Origin of the sequence: Rhodococcus (subgen. Prescottella) equi (assembly GCF_003013675.1) — a bacterium.
Classification (GTDB): domain Bacteria; phylum Actinomycetota; class Actinomycetes; order Mycobacteriales; family Mycobacteriaceae; genus Prescottella; species Prescottella equi.
The window spans coordinates 456525-478355 of sequence record NZ_CP027793.1 but is presented as its reverse complement, the minus strand read 5'-3'; the positions used below and the strand labels follow the sequence as shown (position 1 = coordinate 478355).

Annotated in this window: 18 protein-coding genes; 15 read left to right on the top strand and 3 right to left on the bottom strand. The window is 68.0% G+C overall.

All coding sequences use genetic code 11. The features are described 5' to 3' along the window. Nucleotides 1–37: 37 nt before the first annotated feature. Nucleotides 38–2167 carry an oxidoreductase gene (locus C7H75_RS02150; protein WP_005516022.1) on the top strand — a complete coding sequence of 710 codons (2130 nt, stop codon included), beginning with the start codon at nucleotides 38–40 and terminating at the stop codon, nucleotides 2165–2167. A gap of 66 nt (nucleotides 2168–2233) precedes the next feature. Here the strand turns inward: C7H75_RS02150 and C7H75_RS02145 are convergent, their stop codons facing one another. Together C7H75_RS02145 and C7H75_RS02140 are read right to left on the bottom strand one after the other, a co-directional pair. Further along, on the bottom strand, nucleotides 2234–2992 hold the full coding sequence (locus tag C7H75_RS02145) for an SDR family NAD(P)-dependent oxidoreductase (RefSeq protein ID WP_064058245.1): 759 nt from the start codon (nucleotides 2990–2992) through the stop codon (nucleotides 2234–2236). Between the two features lie 104 nt (nucleotides 2993–3096). Beyond that, a complete protein-coding gene (locus C7H75_RS02140) occupies nucleotides 3097–4056 on the bottom strand; it encodes a tellurite resistance/C4-dicarboxylate transporter family protein (protein ID WP_233281848.1) in 960 nt (319 codons plus the stop codon). Between the two features lie 128 nt (nucleotides 4057–4184). On the opposite strand from C7H75_RS02140, the gene C7H75_RS02135 reads away from it, so the two are divergent. From C7H75_RS02135 to C7H75_RS02105, 7 genes are all read left to right on the top strand, one after another. Beyond that, the gene (locus C7H75_RS02135) at nucleotides 4185–7901 is read left to right on the top strand and encodes a nitrate reductase subunit alpha (RefSeq protein WP_106850888.1); all 3717 of its coding nucleotides are present in this window, start codon (nucleotides 4185–4187) and stop codon (nucleotides 7899–7901) included. After that, entirely contained in the window at nucleotides 7901–9583 is a 1683-nt protein-coding gene (gene narH / locus C7H75_RS02130) for a nitrate reductase subunit beta (protein WP_081185789.1), read from the top strand. The genes C7H75_RS02135 and narH overlap by 1 nt, the downstream gene beginning before the upstream one ends. Further along, nucleotides 9580–10185 carry a nitrate reductase molybdenum cofactor assembly chaperone gene (gene narJ / locus C7H75_RS02125; protein ID WP_081185786.1) on the top strand — a complete coding sequence of 202 codons (606 nt, stop codon included), beginning with the start codon at nucleotides 9580–9582 and terminating at the stop codon, nucleotides 10183–10185. Before narH ends, narJ begins: the two co-directional genes overlap by 4 nt. Further along, a complete protein-coding gene (gene narI, locus C7H75_RS02120; RefSeq protein WP_013414674.1) occupies nucleotides 10182–10949 on the top strand; it encodes a respiratory nitrate reductase subunit gamma in 768 nt (255 codons plus the stop codon). Before narJ ends, narI begins: the two co-directional genes overlap by 4 nt. Nucleotides 10950–11151: 202 nt before the next feature. Continuing rightward, entirely contained in the window at nucleotides 11152–11532 is a 381-nt protein-coding gene (locus C7H75_RS02115; protein ID WP_005516029.1) for an SHOCT domain-containing protein, read from the top strand. A 123-nt stretch (nucleotides 11533–11655) separates the two neighbouring features. After that, on the top strand, nucleotides 11656–12912 hold the full coding sequence (locus C7H75_RS02110; protein WP_005516030.1) for a Mur ligase family protein: 1257 nt from the start codon (nucleotides 11656–11658) through the stop codon (nucleotides 12910–12912). Beyond that, nucleotides 12905–13618: a type 1 glutamine amidotransferase gene (locus C7H75_RS02105; protein WP_005516031.1), complete on the top strand. Its 714-nt coding sequence runs from the start codon at nucleotides 12905–12907 to the stop codon at nucleotides 13616–13618. The genes C7H75_RS02110 and C7H75_RS02105 overlap by 8 nt, the downstream gene beginning before the upstream one ends. An 18-nt stretch (nucleotides 13619–13636) precedes the next feature. Here C7H75_RS02105 and C7H75_RS02100 read toward each other — a convergent pair whose 3' ends face one another. Continuing rightward, nucleotides 13637–14662: a LacI family DNA-binding transcriptional regulator gene (locus C7H75_RS02100; RefSeq protein ID WP_005516032.1), complete on the bottom strand. Its 1026-nt coding sequence runs from the start codon at nucleotides 14660–14662 to the stop codon at nucleotides 13637–13639. A gap of 133 nt (nucleotides 14663–14795) precedes the next feature. Here C7H75_RS02100 and C7H75_RS02095 point away from each other — a divergent pair, with 133 nt between their 5' ends. From C7H75_RS02095 to pyk, 7 genes are all read left to right on the top strand, one after another. Further along, entirely contained in the window at nucleotides 14796–15806 is a 1011-nt protein-coding gene (locus C7H75_RS02095; RefSeq protein ID WP_106850887.1) for an asparaginase, read from the top strand. Nucleotides 15807–15817: 11 nt separating this feature from the next. After that, complete coding sequence (locus C7H75_RS02090) at nucleotides 15818–16699, top strand: polysaccharide deacetylase family protein (protein WP_106850886.1); 882 nt, start codon at nucleotides 15818–15820, stop codon at nucleotides 16697–16699. A 92-nt stretch (nucleotides 16700–16791) separates the two neighbouring features. Continuing rightward, complete coding sequence (locus C7H75_RS02085; RefSeq protein ID WP_005516035.1) at nucleotides 16792–18147, top strand: MFS transporter; 1356 nt, start codon at nucleotides 16792–16794, stop codon at nucleotides 18145–18147. A gap of 37 nt (nucleotides 18148–18184) precedes the next feature. Beyond that, complete coding sequence (locus tag C7H75_RS02080) at nucleotides 18185–18967, top strand: SDR family NAD(P)-dependent oxidoreductase (RefSeq protein ID WP_022593714.1); 783 nt, start codon at nucleotides 18185–18187, stop codon at nucleotides 18965–18967. An 8-nt stretch (nucleotides 18968–18975) separates the two neighbouring features. Beyond that, nucleotides 18976–19713 (top strand): SDR family NAD(P)-dependent oxidoreductase, encoded by a 738-nt coding sequence (locus C7H75_RS02075; protein WP_022593713.1) that lies wholly within the window; start codon nucleotides 18976–18978, stop codon nucleotides 19711–19713. A 26-nt stretch (nucleotides 19714–19739) separates the two neighbouring features. After that, nucleotides 19740–20321 carry a hypothetical protein gene (locus tag C7H75_RS02070; RefSeq protein ID WP_081185775.1) on the top strand — a complete coding sequence of 194 codons (582 nt, stop codon included), beginning with the start codon at nucleotides 19740–19742 and terminating at the stop codon, nucleotides 20319–20321. 29 nt (nucleotides 20322–20350) lie between these two features. Further along, the gene (pyk, locus tag C7H75_RS02065; protein WP_106851973.1) at nucleotides 20351–21766 is read left to right on the top strand and encodes a pyruvate kinase; all 1416 of its coding nucleotides are present in this window, start codon (nucleotides 20351–20353) and stop codon (nucleotides 21764–21766) included. The last annotated feature ends 65 nt before the right edge of the window (nucleotides 21767–21831 follow it).

Sequence of the window (21831 nt, the reverse complement as noted above, 5' to 3'; positions counted from 1 at the left end):
GTCCCAAGCGACGAGCGTTGCGAAATAGCTTCGGCTCGTGACGATCCGACAGCAGACGACGTTCCCCCGACTCCTTTCGCCCGGAAAGATCGGGCCGATCACGCTGGACAACCGGGTCGTGCTCCCGGCGATGGACATGAACCTCTGCGAGGACGGCGAGATCCACCAGGGCGACATCGACCACTTCGCGAGCCGCGCCGAGGGCGGGACCGGCATGATCATCACCGGTTGCTGCGCGGTCGCGTACCCAGCCGGCTGCACCAGCCGCAAGGAACCCGGCCTGTCCGAGGACCGCTTCATCCCCGGTCTGAAGGCACTCGCCGACGCCGTCCACGCCGCCGGCAGCAAGCTGTGCGTGCAGATGACGCACCACGGCAAGGTCGCCCGGATCGACACCCTCGACGGCCGCCCGCAGCTGGTGCCGTCCATCCCGAAGCCCCCCGGCGACATGAGCGCGATGATCGACTGCACTCCCGAGGAGCTCGGGAAGATGGCCGCCATCCAGGAGGGTAAGAAGGCCACCTACCACGAGGCCACCCACGAGGACCTCGAGTGGCTCGTGCGGATGTTCGCCGAGGCGGCGGGCCGGGTCAAGGCCGCCGGTGGCGACGCCGTCGAGATCCATGCCGCCCACAACTACGTGCTCGGCGGCTTCCTGAGCCGCTACTCGAACCAGCGCACCGACGAGTACGGCGGATCGCTCGAGAATCGGGCGCGGCTGTCGTGCGAGGTGATCCGCGCGGTCAAGGCCGAGGTCGGTGACAGCCTCGCCGTCATCGTGCGTCTGGCCGGCCAGGAGTACGGCGAGTCCGAAGGCCTGACCCCCGACGAGGCAGCCCGCGCCGCCGCGATGTTCGAGGAGGCAGGTGCCGACGCCATCCACGTCACCGGCACCGCGCTCAACGCGTTTGCGAACTTCACCGACGGCCCGCTGCCCAACAAGGTCGGCTACTACACCGAGAACGCCGCCGTCGTGAAGCGGGCTGTGTCGATTCCGGTCATCACCGTCGGCCGCATGCTGCCCGAGGTCGGTGAGCAGATGATCACCGAGGGCCACACCGACTTCGTCGCGATGGGCCGCCAGCTTCTCGCCGATCCCGCGCTGGTCGACAAGCTGAAGGCCGGCCACAGCGAGCAGGTCCGCCCCTGCATCAACTGCTACGTGTGCGTGCAGGAGAACTTCTGGGACGACACCCCGCTGTGCGCGGTCAACCCGGCACTGGGCAACGAGAAGCTGCTGCCGTTCCCGACCGCCACCAAGCGCAAGCACGTCGTCGTGGTCGGCGCCGGCCCCGGCGGCATGGAGGCGGCGCGCGTCGCCACCGAACGCGGTCACCGCGTCACGCTGCTGGACAAGACCGACCGGCTCGGCGGCACGCTGTGGTTCTCCACGCTCACCACCCCGGACAACGAGCGGCTGCTGAACTGGCTGAGCAACGAGATCCGGCGCGCCGGGGTCGACGTCCGGCTGAAGACCGACGCCACCGCTGCGACGATCAAGGCCCTCGCGCCCGACACCGTCGTCGTCGCCACGGGCGCGGTGCGGGCGCGACCGAGCGTGCCGGGCGGCAACCTGCCGCACGTGCACACCGGTGACAGCCTGCGTGGCCTGATGACCGGCACCGGTGACGTCTCCGATCAGGCGCTGTTCCTGCGGATCGCCGGCAAGCTGGGCGGCCTCGTCGGCATCACCAAGAGTCCCGAGAAGATCCGCACGCTCAGCCGCAAGTTCCTCAAGTTCCTGCCGATGAGCAAGAACGTGGTCGTGATCGGCGGGTCGCTGGTCGGTCTCGAGCTCGCGGAATTCCTCGCCGAACGCGGCAGCCGGGTCACGCTGATCGAGGAGGGCCAGCAGCTCGGTGTCCCGATGGCGATGCCGCGTCGCTGGACCGCCGTCAAGCACGCCAAGGAGCTGGGCATCGACATCCACCGCAACGCGACCGTCGAGCGCATCACCAAGAAGACCGTCGAGTTCGCCTCCGGCGGCAAGTCGCTGTCCGCGCCGGCGAGCATGGTCGTGGTCGCCTCGGGCGTCTCGGCGGCGGCGCCGCTCGCCGACGAGCTGGCCCGCGCCGGTGTCGACGTCCGCGTCGTCGGTGACGCCGGTGAGGTCGACTACATCGAGGGCGCGATGCACTCGGCGTGGAAGGTTGCCACCGAGATCTGATCTCGCAGTCGACGGCCGGCCCCGCAGTTCACGTCGGGGCCGGCCGTCGTCTTTGTCGAATACTGCTCAGCGCGTGGTGAACCCACCGTCGATCGCGAGGGCGGCGCCGGTGATGAACGAAGCTTCGTCGCTCAGCAGGAACGCCACGAACGGGGCGATCTCGTCGGGCTGTGCGATGCGCTTCACCGGGTGCAACGACTCGATGTAGGCCAGCGCCTCCGGTGTGGTGGCCATCGATCCGCGCGCCAAGGGCGTGTCGACGCCGCCGGTGGTGATCGCGTTCACCCGCACGCCGCGGTCGGCCACCTCGAGCGCCACCGACCGCGTCAGACCCACGACCGCGTGCTTGGCCGCGACGTACGGGGCCGCCTCGGGCAGAGCGACGACACCCATGTTCGACGCGTTGTTCACGATCGCGCCGCCTGTCTCCAGGACGGCCGGGATCTGGTACTTGAGGCAGTGGAAGACGCTGGTGACGTTCTGCGTCAGCTCCGCATTCCACGTGTCCGCGTCGACGGTCGAGATCGGGCCGGACGCGTTGACTCCGCCCGCATTGTTGAACGCACCGTCCAGACGCCCGAACTCTGCGACTGCAGCGGTGACCAGTCGGACGGCGTCGTCCTCGATCGTGACGTCGGCCGGTACGAAGATCGCTGTGCCACCGGCGGTGCGGAGGCTCTCGGCCGCCGCCTCGCCCACATCCTTGCGGCGGCTGCCGATCACCACCGCGGCGCCCTCGGCGGTGAGACGGCGAGCCACCGCGAACCCGATGCCGGACGATCCGCCGGTGACGATGAAGGCCTTGTTTTCCAGACGTGCAGACATGCGTTAGTCCTTTTCGAGAGGTGCAGGAAGGAGCCGGCCGGGCCGTGCTCCACACTTCTCGGTGCCCGGGCGTGACGCTGGCGGGTTTCGGACGCGGCGCTCGCTCAGGTCGACGCCGGACGCGCCTCGGCCGTCAGGTGCCGCCCGGACCCGACGAGCAGGATCAGACACACCACGACGGCCGGCCACACCAGGATTTCACCGATCGGACGCAACCAGTCGGCGTCGGACGACACCGCGACCGTGAGCGACGCCGCCGACGTCATGCCCATCGGGAAGGCGGTGGACCAGCGGCGCACGTCGTATTGCAGTCGCGGCCATCTGATCTCGGAGACCACCAGCACCACGTAGTCGATCAGTACGATGCACACGATCACCACCCCGGCCACGCGGATCGCGTCGTGGAGACCCTCGGGCCACCCTGCCGCGACTGCCGCGGGCGCCAGCTTCCCCGCGGCCAGAGCACTGATCGCGAGGCCACCCGCGAACACCCAATGGTCGCCGGCGCCGACCCGGAACTGGTCGAACGAGAACCGGATGAGGACCATCAGGTAGAAGAACAGCCCCAGCAGGAACGCGACGAACGCGGGTCCGACGATCCAGTGCGCCGGCGCCGATACCGCCAGCGAGGCGCCCAGCACCGCCAGCCCCTGGGTCGAGACACAGAGCAGGAAGTGCACACCGACGGTGGGCGAGGTCCAGTGCCGCACCACGGCCGGGATCAGCACCAGCCACGCGACGAACGCGATGCCGAGCGCCACGGCGCCCATATGGTTCCAGCCGAGCAGCACGCATCGGGCGCCGAGCACGCACGTCGCCGCTACTCCGGTGAGCGCCGGCGGGGTGTCGGCTTCGTTCACCCAGCGCGCGCGGTCGTCGAACAACCGACCGACGAAGACCACCACGAGCAGTGCCCAGATCAGCGCTCCGACAATCAACCAGAACCGGGAAAACCACTCGAATCCAACGAGATGCAGGGCCACCGACACGATGCCCGTCGACATCGCCGCAGCGCCTGCCCCGGCCGGGATGGCGGTCAGCGCGCGGCCGGTTCTCGTCCTCACACCCGGGCCGTCGGACACCTCCCCATGATGCGCGTGTCGGGCGGCGGCCGGTCCCGATTCGACGGTTCCGCTCGGGTTTCGCTGCGCGCCTCGGCCGTATGCGCCATCCTCGACAGAGGGAGGCAGCCATGTCGCGTGCAACCGACGAACCCGATCGCTCCGCCCCGCCACCACCCGCACCGATCGAAAGTCCGTTCGGCGCGGCCCTGCTCGAGACGGGGCGTTTCTTCACCCGCTCCACCGTGTCCGCAGACCTGCGCGCGGTGTACCGGACGGGCGGGCGGGACGGGGACGCCTTCTACCGGGACCGGTGGAGTCACGACAAAGTGGTCCGGTCGACGCACGGCGTGAACTGCACCGGATCCTGCTCGTGGAAGGTGTACGTCAAGGACGGCGTCATCACCTGGGAGACGCAGGCGACAGACTATCCCTCGGTGGGTCCGGACCGTCCCGAATACGAACCTCGTGGCTGCCCCCGTGGTGCCGCCTTCTCCTGGTACACCTACTCCCCCACCAGGGTTCGCTACCCGTACGTGCGCGGACTGCTGCTGGAGATGTTCCAGGAGGCCCGTGAGCGGTTGGGCGACCCCGTGCTGGCGTGGGCCGACGTCGTCGGCGATCCCGGCCGGCGGGCCCGCTACCAGCGCGCACGTGGCAAGGGCGGGCTGGTCCGGGCGTCGTGGGAGGACGCGGTGGAGATGATCGCCGCCGCACACGTACACACGATCGCGAAGTACGGTCCCGACCGGGTGGCGGGATTCTCGCCGATCCCGGCGTTCTCGATGGTGTCGTTCTCGGCGGGGTCCCGCTTCATCGAGTTGCTCGGCGGGGTGATGACGTCGTTCTACGACTGGTACGCCGACCTTCCGGTGGCGTCACCGCAGGTGTTCGGCGACCAGACCGACGTGCCCGAGTCCGGCGACTGGTGGGATGCCGCCTATCTGATCATGTGGGGCTCCAACGTCCCGGTCACCCGCACCCCGGACGCCCACTGGATGGCGGAGGCACGTTATCGCGGCCAGAAGGTGGTGGTGGTCTCCCCCGACTATGCGGACGCCACCAAGTTCGCCGACGCGTGGCTGCCCGCACAGCCCGGCACCGACGGCGCCCTCGCGATGGCGATGGGCCACGTGATCCTGCAGGAGAACTACGCCGACCGACGAGTCCCGATGTTCGCCGACTTCGCTTCGCGCTACACGGATCTGCCGTTCCTCGTCACACTCACCGAACGCGACGGCGCGTACGTGCCGGGACGGTTCCTGCGCGCGTCGGATCTCGGTGACGACGGTGAGGGCGCCGACTGGAAGACCGTGCTGCTGGACTCCGGGGACGGGTCGGCCGTCGTCCCCCGGGGCAGCATGGGATTTCGGCACACCGAGTCCGGTGTGGGGCAGTGGAACCTGGACCTCGGCGACACCGTCCCGGCGCTGAGTGTGCGGGATGCACTGGGCGACGCCGAGAGTGTCGAGGTCCTGCTGCCGCGCTTCGATGTCGGCGAGGGCGCGACGATGCGCCGAGGCGTACCGGTCCGCGAAGTGGGCGGCCATCTGGTGACGACCGCGTTGGACCTGATGCTCGCGCAGTACGGGGTGCGGCGCGACGGCCTACCGGGAACGTGGCCCGCCGGCTTCGACGATCCGGACCAGCCCTACACCCCGGCGTGGCAGGAATCGTTGACGTCGGTGCCGGCCGGATCGGTGTTGCGGATCGCGCGCGAATTCGCCCGCTCCGCCGAGAGATCCGGTGGACGTTCGATGATCATCATGGGTGCCGGCATCTGCCAGTGGTTCCACGGCGACGCCACCTACCGCGCGGTGCTGGCCCTGCTGATGCTGACCGGCAGCATGGGCAGGAACGGCGGCGGCTGGGCGCACTACGTGGGCCAGGAGAAGGTGCGGCCGATCACCGGGTGGGCGACGATGGCGATGGCCACCGACTGGTCCCGGCCGCCGCGACAGGCCATCGGCACCGCCTTCTGGTACATGCACGCCGACCAGTGGCGCTACGACGGCTACCGAGCCGACGCGCTCGCCTCCCCGCTCGCGGAGGGACGTCTCGCCGGACAGCACACGGCGGACACCATCGCGCAGTCCGCACGGATGGGCTGGATGCCGTCGTATCCGCAATTCGACCGCAACCCCCTCGACCTCGCCGACGACGCGGCGGCGTCGGGCGTCGACGTGGGCGACTACGTGGTGGACCAACTCCGCAGTGGGAAACTGCACTTCGCGGTCGAAGATGTCGACGCCGAGGAGAACTGGCCGCGCGTACTGACGCTGTGGCGGGCGAACCTGCTCGGCGCGTCGGCGAAAGGCAACGAGTACTTCCTCGAACATCTCCTCGGTGCGGGCTCGAGTCTGCGCGCCGACGAGACGCCGGCCGAGAACCGCCCGACGTCGGTGCGGTGGCGGGACGAGGCACCCCGCGGCAAGCTGGATCTGATGGTGTCGCTGGACTTCCGGATGACCAGCTCGACGCTGTTGTCGGACATCGTGTTGCCGGCCGCGACGTGGTACGAGAAGTACGACCTGTCGAGCACCGACATGCACCCCTTCGTGCATGCGTTCACGCCGGCCGTCGATCCGCCCTGGGAGGCCCGCAGCGACTTCGATGCGTTCACCGAGATCGCGCGCCGCTTCAGCGAACTCGCGAAGACTCATCTCGGCACCCGCCACGATCTGGTGGCGACCGCTCTCGGGCACGACACACCCGGCGAGACCGCGCAGCCGTTCGGCGAGGTACGCGACTGGCGAGCCGGCGAGGTCGATCCGCTCCCGGGCAGGACAATGCCGGGACTGCAGGTGGTCGAACGGGACTACACCGCGATCGCCGAGAAGATGTCCACCCTCGGTCCACTGGCGGAGAAGGCGGGGCTGAACACCAAGGGCGTCACGTTCCACCCGGACGAGGAGGTCGCGGAACTGGCACGAACGTGCGGCGTGATGTCGTCCGGTGCGGGCGCCGGACGCCCCGCGCTGGACACCGACGCGAAGATGGCCGAGGCCATCCTGGCGCTGTCCGGGACCACGAACGGCCGGCTGGCGCTCGCCGGCTTCGAGGAACTGTCCCGGCGGGTCGGCCGGCCGCTGACCCATCTGGCGGCAGGAAACGAGGAAAGCCGGATCCGGTTCGCCGACACACAGGCTCGGCCGGTGCCCACACTGGCCAGTCCCGAGTGGTCCGGCAGCGAAGCGGGGGGCCGGCGGTACGCGCCGTTCAGCATCAACGTCGAGGAACTCAAGCCCTGGCACACCCTCACGGGCCGAATGCATTTCGTGCTCGACCACGAATGGATGCGCGAGTTCGGCGAGGTGCTGCCGATCTACCGGCCCCCGCTCGACATCACACGGTTGTTCGGGGAGACGCGTCTCGGCGAGTCCGACGGCAAGGCCCTGTCGGTGCGCTATCTGACCCCGCACTCCAAGTGGTCCATCCACTCCGAGTACCAGGACAACCTGCTGATGCTGTCACTGTCGCGGGGCGGGCCGAACGTGTGGATGAACGTCGACGACGCCGCCGCGATCGGGGTGGCGGACAACGACTGGGTGGAGGCCGTCAACCGCAACGGGATCCTGGTGGCCCGGGCGGTCGTCACGCACCGGATGCCACCGGGCACGGTGTTCGTCCACCACGCCCAGGAACGGCTGATCAACGTGCCCAAGTCGGAGACCGACGGCCGGCGCGGCGGCATCCACAACTCGCTCACCCGCGTGCTGGTGAAGCCGACCCACCTGATCGGCGGGTACGCGCAGCTGTCGTTCGCGTGGAACTATCTCGGCCCCACCGGCAACCAACGCGACGAGGTCACGGTGATCCGCCGCCGCAGCCAGGAGGTGCAGTACTGATGCAGGTCGCAGCGCAGATGGCGATGGTGATGAACCTCGACAAGTGCATCGGTTGCCACACGTGTTCGGTGACGTGCAAACAGACGTGGACCAACCGCGGGGGCACCGAGTATGTGTGGTTCAACAACGTGGAAACCCGCCCGGGGCAGGGATACCCACGCAAGTACGAGAACCAGGACCTGTGGAAGGGCGGCTGGGCACTGAACCGGCGCGGACGCTTGACGCTGCGCGCCGGCGGACGGGTCAAGAAGCTGCTGTCGATCTTCGCGAACCCGTTGCTACCCAACATCCGCGACTACTACGAGCCGTGGACCTACGACTACGACACCCTCACCAAGGCCCCGCTCGGCGACGACTTCCCGGTGGCGCAACCCATCTCGCTCCTGTCCGGCAAACCCATGCCGATCGAGTGGAGCGCCAACTGGGACGACGACCTGGGCGGCACCGCCGCCACCGAGGCACACGATCCGATCCTCGAACAGATGCGGGAGGAGGCCACCGAGAAGGTCCGGCTCGAGTACGAGAAGACCTTCATGTTCTTCCTCCCCCGGATCTGCGAGCACTGCCTCAACCCGTCGTGTGTGGCATCGTGCCCGTCCGGCGCGATGTACAAGCGCGCCGAGGACGGCATCGTGTTGGTCGACCAGGACCAGTGTCGCGGTTGGCGCATGTGCGTCACCGGATGTCCCTACAAGAAGGTGTATTTCAATCACCGCACCGGCAAGGCGGAGAAGTGCACGTTCTGCTATCCGCGCGTCGAGGTGGGGCTGCCCACGGTCTGCTCGGAGACGTGCGTCGGGCGTCTGCGGTACATCGGGATCGTGCTGTACGACCTCGACCGCGTGGGCGAGGTGGCGTCCACACCCGACGAACGCGATCTCTACGACGCCCAACGCGGCCTGCTGCTCGATCCGGAGGACCCGGCAGTGATCGAGGGCGCCCGCGCCGCGGGAATCCCCGAGGACTGGATGGACGCCGCCCGCCGATCGCCGGTATACGCACTCATCGAGAAGTACCGGGTGGCGCTGCCGCTGCATCCGGAATTCCGCACGCTGCCGATGGTCTGGTACGTCCCGCCGCTGTCCCCCGTCGTCGATGTCCTGAGCGAAACGGGCCACGACGGAGAGGATCTCGACAATCTCTTCGGGGCGATCGATACCCTGCGTATCCCGGTCGACTATCTCGCGAGGTTGTTCAGTGCGGGCGACCCCGAGCCCGTCACCGCGGTGCTGCACCGGCTGGCGGCGATGCGCTCGTACATGCGCGACCTCAATCTGGCCGACGAACCGGACGAGTCGACAGCGACGGCGGTCGGGATGACCGGCGAACAGGTCTACGAGATGTACCGCCTACTCGCGATCGCGAAGTACGAGGAGCGGTACGTCATCCCCACCGCCCACGCCGAACAGGCCCATCAACTCGAGGAACTCGGCTGCAGTCTCGACTTCGAAGGCGGCCCCGGCATGCTGGACAGCGGACCGTTCGGGGAGGCGTCGGGCCGCCCCGTCCCCGTCGCGGTCGAGACGTTCCACGCACTCAAACACCGGCAGACCGCCGACGACGTCGCGGACGCGCAGGACCGGTCGGCGCGCGTCAACCTCCTCAACTGGGACGGGAAGGGTGTCGTGGACGGCATGTTCCCGAAGCGCGACGGAGACGACCGGAACGGCGGCCGGCGATGAGGGCCGCGGACCTGCGCGTCCTCGACCAGGCGTCGTCACTGTTCCTCGACTACCCCACCCCTGCCCTGTCGGGACGGCTGCCCGCCGTCGAGCAGGCACTGTCGGAGTTGCCGCGCACCGCCGCAACGCGATCGCTCACCGGATTCGTCGGCCACCTGCGGACACAGCCGCTCCCGGATCTCACCCGGCACTACGTCGAAACCTTCGACCTGCGGCGCAAGAGTTGCCTGTACCTGACCTACTACGCCGACGGCGACACGCGCAGACGCGGGGTGACCCTGGTCCGGCTCAAGCAGTACTACCGGCGGGCCGGTGTGGAGTTCGCCGCCGCCGACCTGCCCGACTTCCTGCCCGTCGTCCTCGAGTTCGCGGCTGCCACCGGTGACCGTTCGCTGCTCGTCAGGCACGTGCTGGGACTGCAGTTGATCAGGCTCGGTCTCCTCGAGGTGGACAGCCCGTATCTCGCGGTGCTCGATGCGCTGCTGTCGACACTGCCGGGGCCCACCGCCGAGGACCGGGACGCGGTACTCGCGCTGGCGCGCAGCGGTCCTCCACAGGAAGACGTGGGACTGGAACCGTTCCCGACCGGAGGTGCCCGATGACCGACAGCAGCCTCACCGACATCCTGCTGTGGGCGGTGCTCCCCTACGTGATGGTCGGGATCTTCGTGACCGGCGTCGCGTGGCGGTATCGGTACGACCAGTTCGGTTGGACCACGAGGTCGTCGGAACTGTACGAGTCCCGGCTGCTGCGGATCGGCAGCCCGCTGTTCCACTTCGGTCTGGTGTTCGTCGTCGCCGGCCACGTCCTCGGCCTGATCATCCCCGACGAGTGGACCGCCGCGCTCGGGGTGACCGAGACGCGGTACCACTACGTGGCCTACGTCCTCGGCGGCCTCGCCGGCTTCTGCACCCTCGTGGGGATCGCGATCCTGCTGTACCGCAGACGCACCAAGGGCCCGGTGTTCATGGCCACCACCCGCAACGACAAGATGATGTATCTCGTCCTCGTCGCCACAATCTGCGCGGGGCTGTGGACCACGGTCGCCGCCAATTCGTTGCACCAGGGCTACAACTACCGCGAGACCATCGGGCCCTGGTTCCGCAGCCTGTTCATCCTACAGCCGGAGATTCACCTGATCGCATCGGCGCCACTCACGTACCAGGTGCACGCATTGATCGGCATCGTGCTGTTCATCCTGTGGCCTTTCACCCGACTCGTCCATGCCTTCAGCGCGCCGGTGAAATACCTCTTCCGGCCCTACATCGTCTATCGCAGCCGCGACGTCGGCGGGGCTCCTCGTACCGAAACGCCCGGAAGAGGATGGGACGTCGGCGCCACACGCCCGCCCCGCACCCCGCGCTAAGTGCGCAAAACGCGGGCCTGAGCCCTCCCGGAGCGCGATAAGTGCGCAAAACGCGGTGTGCGGAGGCGGGAACGCGCGATAAGTGCGCAAAACGCGGGAGAGAGTGACGTGAATTTCATCCGCGGCGAATGAGCCAATTGTGGCGTCCGATGTGTCAAAGTCAGGTGCACTTTCGTCAGGACACGTGAATGGAGCTCTACCGATGGACTCTTTCTGGGATTTTCTCTGGGTGATTCTCGTCAGCTTCGCGTTCGTCGCGTACCTGATGCTGCTGTTCTCGATCATCACGGACCTGTTCCGAGACCACAAGACGTCCGGCTGGGTCAAGGCGATCTGGGTGGTCTTCCTGATCATCCTGCCGTTCATCACCGCGCTGATCTATCTCATCGTCAACGGCGACAACATGACGAAGCGTTCGATTCGTGCCGCCCACGACATGCAGAGCGCGCAGGACGCCTACATCCGCCAGGTCGCGGGCAAGTCGGGCCCCGAACAGATCGCCGACGCGAAGGCGCTCCTCGACGCGGGCACCATCACGCAACAGGAGTTCGAGTCGCTCAAGGCCAAAGCGCTGGCGGGCTGACCCGGTCACACGCTCCGCTCTTCACGACGCCGCGCTCCCGATCGGGGGCGCGGCGTCGCCGTTCACGGAGCGGCACCGCAGCGCAGGGCGACGGCCCGCTCGGGCCTGTGGAAAACTCGTCACGTGGGAACCAGCACTCGAATCAACCTGCGTGGACGCCTCGCCATGCGCGCCGCCGCCGCTGCGGCCTGGGCGTCGCAGAAGGCCGGACGCGGCAAGGGGTCGATGATCGGTGGCCTCATCGCGCTGAAGATCGATCCGACGCTCATGCAGCAGCTCGGTCGCGGACGGCGCAGCGTGGTCATCACCGGCACCAACGGCAAGTCCACCACGACCCGGATGACGGCCGCCGCGCTGGCGACGCTCGACGAGGTCGCCACCCAGGCGGACGGCGCCAACATGGACGCGGGCATCGTCGCTGCGCTCACCGCCCGCCCGGACGCGCCGCTGGCGGCGCTCGAGGTCGACGAGCTGCACGTACCGCACGTGTCCGACGCCGTGAACCCCGAGGTCGTGGTCCTGCTGAACCTCAGCCGCGACCAGCTCGACCGGGTCGGTGAGATCAACATGATCGAGCGCGCGCTGCGCGCCGGACTCCAGAGGCACCCCGACGCCGTCGTGGTCGCGAACTGCGACGACGTTCTCGTCACCTCCGTCGCGTACGACTGCAAGAACGTCGTGTGGGTCGCCGCCGGCGGGGGGTGGGCCAACGACTCGGTGAGCTGCCCACGCACCGGCGAACCGATCGTGTGGGACGGGCCGCACTGGCGCAGTACCGGGTCCGACTTCGCGCGCCCCACGCCGGACTGGTGGCTCGACGACGACAATCTGTACGGCCCGGACGGGCTCGTGATCCCGATGAAGCTGACACTGCCCGGCAAGGCGAACCGCGGCAACGCGGCACAGGCCGTGGCGGCGGCGGTCGCGATGGGGGCGAGAGCCGAGGACGCGGTCGCCGCCGCATCGATCGTCGACGAGGTCGCCGGCCGGTACAGCACCGTCCAGGTGGGCGCGCACTCCGTGCACATGCTGCTCGCGAAAAACCCGGCCGGCTGGCAGGAAGCGTTGTCGATGATCGACCACAGCGTCGACGGCCTCGTCATCGCCGTCAACGGCCAGGTCCCCGACGGCGAGGACCTGTCCTGGCTGTGGGACGTGCGTTTCGAGCACTTCGAGGGCGTCAAGGTGGTCGCCGCGGGCGAACGCGGCACCGACCTCGCGGTCCGGCTCACCTACGCGGGCGTGGAGCACACGCTCGAGCACGACCCGATGCGTGCGATCGCGTCGTGCCCGCCCGGACGGGTCGAGGTGCTGGCGAACTACACGGCGTTCCGTGACCTCAACACCGCGATCGCGAAGGAGAACAGCCGCGATGTCTGAGTCGACGGTCCGCATCGGCCTGGTCCTGCCCGACGTCATGGGCACCTACGGCGACGGCGGAAACGCCCTCATCCTGCGTCAGCGCCTGCGCATGCGCGGCTACGACGCCGAGGTCGTCGAGATCACGCTCGGCGATCCCGTCCCCGAGTCGCTCGACGTCTACACCCTCGGTGGCGCCGAGGACTCGGCGCAGCGCCTCGCGACGCGGCACCTCACCACCTACCCGGGCCTGCAGAAGGCCGCCGAACGCGGCGCCCCTGTGCTTGCGATCTGCGCGGCCATCCAGGTTCTCGGGCACTGGTACGAGACGTCGTCGGGCGAGCGGGTCGAGGGCGTGTCGATGCTCGACGCCACCACGTCCCCGCAGGCGACGCGCTCGATCGGCGAGGTCGTCACGACACCGCTGATAGACGGCCTCACCGCACCACTGTCCGGGTTCGAGAACCACAGAGGGGGAACGACACTCGGCCCCGACGCCAAGCCGGTGGGGCGGGTGACCCGCGGTGTCGGCAACGGCGTCGGCGACGGACTCGAGGGTGTCACGCAGGGCTCGGTGATCGGCACGTACATGCACGGACCGGTGCTCGCCCGGAACCCGGAACTGGCCGACCTGCTACTGAAGCGCGCCCTGGGTGTGGACGAACTCGCGCCGCTCGAGCTGCCCGAAGTGGATCTGCTGCGCCGCGAGCGGTTGCGGGTGCGCTGAGTCGGAACCGTCTCCGCCTCACAGGGTGAAGTCACTGGAGGCGCGCGGAACGAGTTCGGGCGCAAGTCTTTCCGAGTCCACCTCGGTTCCTCCGAGGATGGACACCAGCATGCGCACACTCTCCCGCCCCATCGCGTGCATCGGCGAGCGCACCGTGGTGAGCGCGACCGTCATCTCCGCGGCGAGGGGCACGTCGTTGTACCCGATCACCGCGACGTCGCGGCCCACCTCCCTGCCGGCGTCGCGCAGCGCCCCGTAGGCACCGATCGCCGCGAAGTCGTTGGTGGCGAAGATCGCGGTGAGGTCGGGCGATCGTTCGAGGAGCGCGGTCGCCCCCTGACGACCACCGGCCGCGTCGAACCCGGTGTAGACGATGTCGTCGGCAGGGACGGCGTGACCCGCACGGGCGAACGCATCCACGAACCCACTGGTGCGGTCCACCGTGGTACTCGCGAACGGCAGACCCGCGATCACCCCCACCCGACGGTGCCCGCGGGCGAGCAGGTGCTCCGCGGCCAGGGCTCCCCCCGCGCAGTCGTCACACGTCACGGACGGGTGGCCCCCCGCACGCCGGGACACCAGGACGAACGGTGTCCCGCGTTCGGCGACACCGTCGAGGAAACGGTGATCGAGATGGGCGTCACCGAAGATGAGCCCGTCGACATTTCTGGCAAGCAGCATCTCCGTTCGCGTCGACTGGTTCTCCGGATTGTCCAGGGAGTTCGTGACGAACGTCGACAGACCGGACTCCTCGGCAGCCTCCTCGATCCCCTCGTAGATCGTGGCAAGCACGTAGTCGGACAACCGGGGAACGAGGACGCCGATGAGGTTCGTGCGGTTCGTCCGCAGGCTCGCGGCGTGCAGGTTCGGACGGTAGCCGAGGCTGTCGGCGAGTGTCCGGATGCGTTCGGCGGTTGCCGCCGACGCGGTGCGCGTGCCGGGCGCCGACGTTCCGTTGAGGACACGCGAGACGGTCGACACGTGCACGCCGAGCTCGTCGGCAATGAGCCGCAACGTAGCCCGCGGCTTCTTCGGGTTCCCCACGACAGTCGATCCTTCCACGCCATGTAAACGCTGTGAAACGTAGCCCGCTCCCTCTTGACACGTGGCCGCGGTCACCATTCTAATGAGCGCAAACGTTTGGCCCAAACGTTTGCGCAATCTCTGAAGGGACGTCATGAGCAAGGTTGTCGTGCTCGCCACCGGCGGGACCATCGCCTCCCGCAACGATTCGTCGGGAAATGCCGTCGCGGCTGACGACGTCTCCTCGCTGCTCGCGTCCGTCGCACCCAGCGGCATCCGTGTCGAAGGCCGCGACGTCCTCACCACCGGCAGCTACCTGCTCACGCCGGACGACCAGTTGACGATCCTCCGCGCGATCGCCGATGCCTCGAGCGATCCGGACGTGAGCGGCGTCGTCGTCACCCACGGAACCGACACCATGGAGGAGACTGCGTACCTGTGCGATCTCCACCAGGCGGGCGATCGGCCTGTCGTGTTCACCGGCGCGCAATTGGCCGCCGATTCCGAGGTGTGGGACGGCGCCCGGAATCTGAGCGATGCCGTGGTGGTCGCTGCGGCTCCCACCGCGCGCGGGATCGGCTCCGTCATCGTCTTCCACGGTCGGATCCTGCCCGCGGCCGGAACTCGCAAGTGCCACACCACCGCGCTCGATGCCTTCGACAACGGAGCGGGCGGAGTCCTCGGTCACGTGCGCGACGGAGTGGTCGCGATCGACCACCGTCCGGAACGGCCGCAGCCACTGCCGCTGCCCGACGCCCTCCCCCGGGTCGACATCGTCGCGGTGCACCCCGGGGCGGACCGCACTCTCCTCGATGCCGCCGTCGAGGCCGGCGCCCGTGGAATGGTCATCGTCGGCACCGGCGTCGGCAATGCGAATCCGAGCTTCGTTGCCGCCGCGCAGGATTGCATCGCGGCCGGGATCCCCGTGATCGTCGGCACCCGGGTGCCGAACGGCGACATCGTCGCCCGGTACGGCAACGGCGGCGGGGCCGACCTCGCCGATAGGGGCGTGCTTCCGGCCGGGCTGCTTCGCCCGGCCCAGGCTCGCATCCTGCTGGCGTCTGCCCTGGCCGTCGCTCCCGTATCCGAGATCGCGAATATCGTTCGCTCCCACACACATCCAACCGTGGCCGCCCCGGCCACGTCGCATTCGTCCCACCGATGAAAGAGGTACGCATGTCCAAGAAGATCTACGTCAACTTCGGTGTCGACGTCGATGCCGTCGCCGGCTGGCTCGGGTCGTACGGAGGCGAGGACTCGCCCGGCGACATCTCCCGCGGCCTCTTCGCAGGAGAGGTCGGCGTTCCGCGGCTGGTCAAGCTGTTCGAGAAGTACGGCATCACGACGTCCTGGTTCGTGCCCGGCCACTCGATCGAGACGTTCCCGCGCGAGATCGAGCAGGTAGTCGCCGCCGGCCACGAGATCGGCATCCACGGCTACAGCCACGAGAACCCGATCGCGATGACGCGTGAGCAGGAGACCGCGGTCCTCGACCGCTGCATCGAGCTGATCGAGTCCTTCACGGGCCGCAAGCCCACCGGTTACACGGCACCGTGGTGGGAGTTCTCCAAGGTGACCAACGAACTGCTGGTCGAGCGCGGCATCAAGTACGACCACTCGCTCATGCACAACGACTTCACGCCCTACTACGTGCGTGTCGGCGACTCCTGGACCAAGATCGACTACAGCCAGCCGGCCGCGACCTGGATGAAGCCGCTCGAGCGTGGCGCGGAGACCGACCTGGTCGAGATTCCCGCGAACTGGTTGCTCGACGATCTGCCGCCGCAGATGTTCATCAAGTCCAGCCCCAACAGCCACGGTTTCGTCAGCCCGCGGCATCTCGAGGAGATGTGGCGCGACCAGTTCGACTGGGTCTACCGCGAGATGGACTACGCGATCTTCCCGATCACCATCCATCCCGACGTGTCCGGCCGTCCGCAGTCCCTGCTCATGCTCGAGCGCCTCATCGAGCACATCAACAAGCACGACGGCGTCGAGTGGGTCACGTTCGACCAGATGGCCGACGACTTCAAGGAACGGTTCCCGCGCCGGAACTGACCTCTCCAGCGCACGAAAACGGTGGGAGCGCAAGGCCCGCGCTCCCACCGTCGCCCCAGCCTCCGACATCATCAGTCCCGGGAAGGACACCTATGAGCCAGACGGCCGAGGAACATCCACTATCGCAAACTTCCGCGCAACCGACCAAGCAACTCCCGCGCTTCAGCATTCGGGAGACCCGCAAGTCCACGATCATCGCCTTCCTGGCCTGGACGGTCGCTGTCTACGACTTCATCCTCTTCGGCACGCTCCTGCCCCGCGTGAAGGAAGACTTCGGATGGAGTAGCTCACATGCATTGCTCATCTCCACCTTCGTGAGCATCGGCACCGCTGTCGTCGTGCTCGGCGTCGGCCCGGTGGTCGACCGACTCGGTCGGCGCAAGGGCATGATGATCACCGTCGGTGGTACCGCGCTCTCGTCCGCAGCGACTGCTGCGTCCGGCGGCGCTCTCAGCCTCGTCGCCGCCAAGTCCGTCGGCGGCATGGGGTTGTCCGAACAGGCCGTCAACGCAACGTATCTCAACGAGATCTACGCGGTCTCCGAAAGCGACGCTGTTCGCAAGCACCGCGGCTTCCTCTACTCGTTCGTGCAGACCGGGTGGCCTCTCGGCGCCTTGCTCGCCGCCGGGTTCGTCGCACTCATGGGTTCGATCGTCGGACCGGACAACTGGCGCCTGGTGTTCCTGGTCGCGACGCTGCCCGCACTGGTCATCGCCTTCGTCTGTGCGCGGCTGAAGGAATCTCCCCAGTTCGACCTGCAGGACCGCATCCGCCGCCTGCGCAAGGCGGGCAAGGTCGAGGAAGCACGAACCCTTGCCGCCGAGTACGGCATCGAGCATTCCGACGCCACACCCCTCAAACGAATTTTCCAGGGCGCGAACCGACGGAACACGATCGTCCTGTCGCTGGCCTGGATGGTGAACTGGTTCGGCATCCAGACGTTCAGCGTCCTCGGCACCACCGTCCTCGAGGACGGCAAGGGGTTCTCGGGCAACTTCACCCTGCTACTGGTCGTGTTCGCCAACATCGTCGGCATCTTCGGCTACCTGTTCCACGGCTGGATAGGCGACCGGTTCGGCCGGCGCAACGCAATCGTCGGCGGGTGGATGATGGGCGGAATTCTGTTCTCGCTCATGCTCCTCGGGCCGTCGTCGGCAGCCTTCGTGCTCCCGACCTACATGTTCGGACTCTTCTTCCTCCTCGGCCCGTACTCGGCGATGAACTTCTTCATGGCCGAGTGCTACACGACGGATTGTCGCGCGACCGGTGCCACCTTCATCGGTGCGATGAGCCAGCCGGGCGCGGTGATCGGCGGCTTCCTCCTGACCGCGATGGTCTCCGCCAGTATCAGCTTCGGGACCGCCGCCTTCTGGGTCGGCGCCGTGGGCACCTTCGCCTCCGGTCTGGTCATGCTGCTCGCCAAGAAGGTCGCGGTCACGTCCGGGTGACGCACCGACCGACTCTCGAAAGACAGGATCACGACAGATGAACAACCCTTACGAGCACATGCGCGGCAAGGTCGCGATAGTGTCCGGTGCTGCCAGCGGTATCGGCCTCGAGGCCGCAGTGGCCCTGGCCGAGGTCGGAACCCGGGTCGTGATCGGCACGTTCCCCGGAGATCCGCACGATCCGGCCGAGACCCTGCGCCGCGTGCAGGAGACAGGCGGCACAGGTGTCGTCCACGAGGTCGACGTCCGGTCGACCGGTGAAGTGGACGCGTTCGCCGAGCGAGCGCTGGTCGAGTGGGGACGCCTCGACTTCGCGGTCGCGAATGCCGGTGTCCTCCGCAAGCATTCGATCGCAGAACTCGACGATGCCGCCTGGGACGACATGCTCCAGGTCGACCTGACCGGCGTGATGCGGACGCTTCGCGCCGCAGCGACCCGTATGACCGGCCCGGGCGCGATGGTGTCGATCTCGTCGATCGCAGGCGGCGTCTACGGATGGGGCGATCACGCTCACTACTCGGCGGCGAAGGCGGGCGTTCTCGGACTCAGTCGCGCGTTGGCGGTCGAACTCGCCCCGCGGGGGATCCGCTCCAACGCAATCGTTCCGGGACTCATCGAGACGCCACAGTCGTCGGATCCGGTGAACTCTCTCGGCCCCGACGGACTCGTCGCCGCGGGCGCGAAGATCCCGTGGGGACGTGTCGGCAGGCCCGACGAGATCGCGACCGTCGTCCGCTTCCTTCTGAGCGACGAATCCCGCTACCTCACCGGACAATCGCTCGTCGTGGACGGCGGGCTCACCACCAAGATGCAGGACTAGGAGCGACCGTGGGAGTTCTCGAGGGCCGACGCGCGCTGGTCACCGGCGGCGCCAGTGGAATCGGACGCGCGATTGCGGAGTCGTACGTCGATGCCGGCGCCCGCGTGGTGATCGCCGACAGGGATCTCACAGCCGCCGAGGACGCGGCTCGCGCGATGGCGGCCGACGGTGCCGTCGCAGTCGACGTCGCCGACGAGGAGTCGGTGGAAAATGCATACGCCGCCGCCGTGGGTGCCATCGGTGCGGTCGACGTTCTCGTCAACTCGGCAGGAATCCTGGAGGAGTCGCTGCTGAGCGAGATGTCCCTCGACATGTGGCGCAGGACCCTGGACGTGGACCTGACGGGGATCTTCCTGATGTGCCGCGCCGCCGTCCCCGCGATGATCGCCGCCCGGAGCGGACGGATCGTCAACATCGCCTCGCAGCTGGGCATCAAGGGCGGCGTCGGCCTCACCCACTATGCGGCCGCGAAGGCGGGTGCGATCGCACTGACGAAGTCGCTGGCGCTCGAAGTGTCCCGACACAATGTGCTCGTGAACGCGATCGCGCCGGGGCCGATCGAAACTCCACTCGTCGACGGAATCACCGACGAGTGGAAACAGGCCAAGCGACGAGAACTTCCGCTCGGTCGTTTCGGGCTGCCTTCCGAGGTCGCCCCGACGGCGGTCCTGCTGGCGTCGGATCCCGGCGGAAACCTCTACGTGGGGCAGACTCTCGGCCCGAACAGCGGCGATGTGATGCCCTGATGTGCGGCGGGTGCCCGGGAGGGCGGGTGGACGACTGGCTCGGGCTGGTCGTCCGCACCCACCCCCAACGAGAGGCGGTGGCCCGGATGGCCGACACCCGGTCGGCACGGGTGCGGGCCACTGGGCACGGCTGGACGGTGTCCACCCCCACGGGCCGTACCGTCGTGACCGATTCGCTGACCGCGATGTGGTCGGCCGTCGCGTCGTTCGCTGTCGCCGAGCCTGATTGGTCGGCGCTCTCGCTGCCGACCGGGATCCACGAACCCGCACCCCTGCCCGACCGCCGACGACCGGTCACTGTCGTCGCTCGCGATCTCGCGGATGCACGCCGACGTGTCGCCGATCATCTCGCTGCACCGCAACGTCATTCGGAGCGGGTGGTCGAGGTGGACTTCCCTGCCGCGGAGCCGGCCGTGGTGCACACGTTCGTGTCCACCACCGTTGCGGCGCTAACCCTGAGCGGTATGACAGCTTACGGACACGGCCGCGGTCGCACACTGGAAGCCGTTGTCGAACAACGAGATCGGACCGTTCGATTGACCACCTGGGACGGCATCGGCCTCGGCCTGACCGTCGATTTTCGAGGAGAAGAACCATCGAACCCGTGACGCCCCTGTCCCCGAGCGTTGCCGAGTCCTTGCGACGCACGAAGATTGTCTGCACTCTTGGCCCTGCTACTGCATCCGGCGACCGCGTTCGCGAGCTCGTCGAGAGCGGAATGGATGTAGCCAGACTCAACTTCAGTCACGGTGAACATGCTGATCACCAGGACAATTACCGTCGTGTGCGGGCGGCGTCGGAGGCGACGGGCCGCGCGGTGGGCATCCTGGCCGATCTGCAGGGACCGAAGACTCGTCTCGGCCGGTTCGTCGAGGGCAAGACGCGGTGGGAGACGGGTGAACAGATCCGGATCACGGTCGAGGACTGTGAGGGAACCCACGATCGGGTGTCGACCACCTACAAGCAGCTCGCGCAGGACGCGCAGCCCGGTGACCGGTTGCTCGTCGACGACGGCAAGGTCGGGCTCGTCGTCGAGGCCGTCGACGGTGACGATGTGGTGTGCCGGGTGACCGAGGGCGGTCCGGTGAGCAACAACAAGGGTGTGTCGTTGCCCGGGATGAACGTGTCGGTGCCGGCGCTGTCGGAGAAGGACATCGAGGATCTCGAGTTCGCGCTCGGGCTGGGAGTCGACTTCATCGCGCTCTCGTTCGTGCGTTCGCCCGCCGATGTCGAGTTGGTCCACGACGTGATGGATCGGGTCGGTCGCCGGGTTCCGGTGATCGCGAAGCTCGAAAAGCCCGAGGCGATCGAGAACCTCGAGGCCGTGGTCCTGGCGTTCGACGCGGTCATGGTCGCCCGTGGTGATCTGGGTGTGGAACTGCCCCTCGAGCAGGTGCCGCTGGTGCAGAAGCGGGCGATCCAGATCGCCCGCGAGAACGCCAAGCCGGTGATCGTGGCGACGCAGATGCTCGAATCGATGATCGAGAACTCGAGGCCCACCCGTGCGGAGGCGTCGGACGTCGCGAACGCCGTCCTCGACGGCGCCGACGCTGTGATGCTCTCCGGGGAGACGTCGGTCGGTAAGTACGTGATGGAGACCGTGCAGACGATGGCGCGGATCCTCGAGGCGGTCGAGACCGATCCCGCGCGCGTGCCGCCGCTCACTCACGTCCCGCGGACCAAGCGTGGTGTCATCTCCTACGGGGCCCGTGACATCGGTGAGCGGCTCGATGCGAAGGCGTTGGTGGCGTTCACCCAGTCCGGGGACACGGTCCGCCGTCTCGCTCGGCTGCATTCGCCGCTGCCGTTGCTGGCGTTCACGCCGCTCGAGTCGGTGCGCTGCCAGCTGGCGCTGTCGTGGGGTACCGAGACGTTCATCGTGGACCCGGTCGACTCGACGGACCAGATGTTCACGCAGGTCGACCACGCGCTGCTCTCCCTCGGCCGCTACAACAAGGGCGACCTCGTGGTCATCGTGGCCGGCTCCCCGCCGGGCACAGTAGGCTCGACCAACCTGATCCACGTGCACCGGATCGGGGAGGAAGACCACTAGCAGGGCGGACTGTCGGTCGGGCCGGCGCAGCCACCGAGGTGCCGCGCTACGAGCCGGGAGCGAAA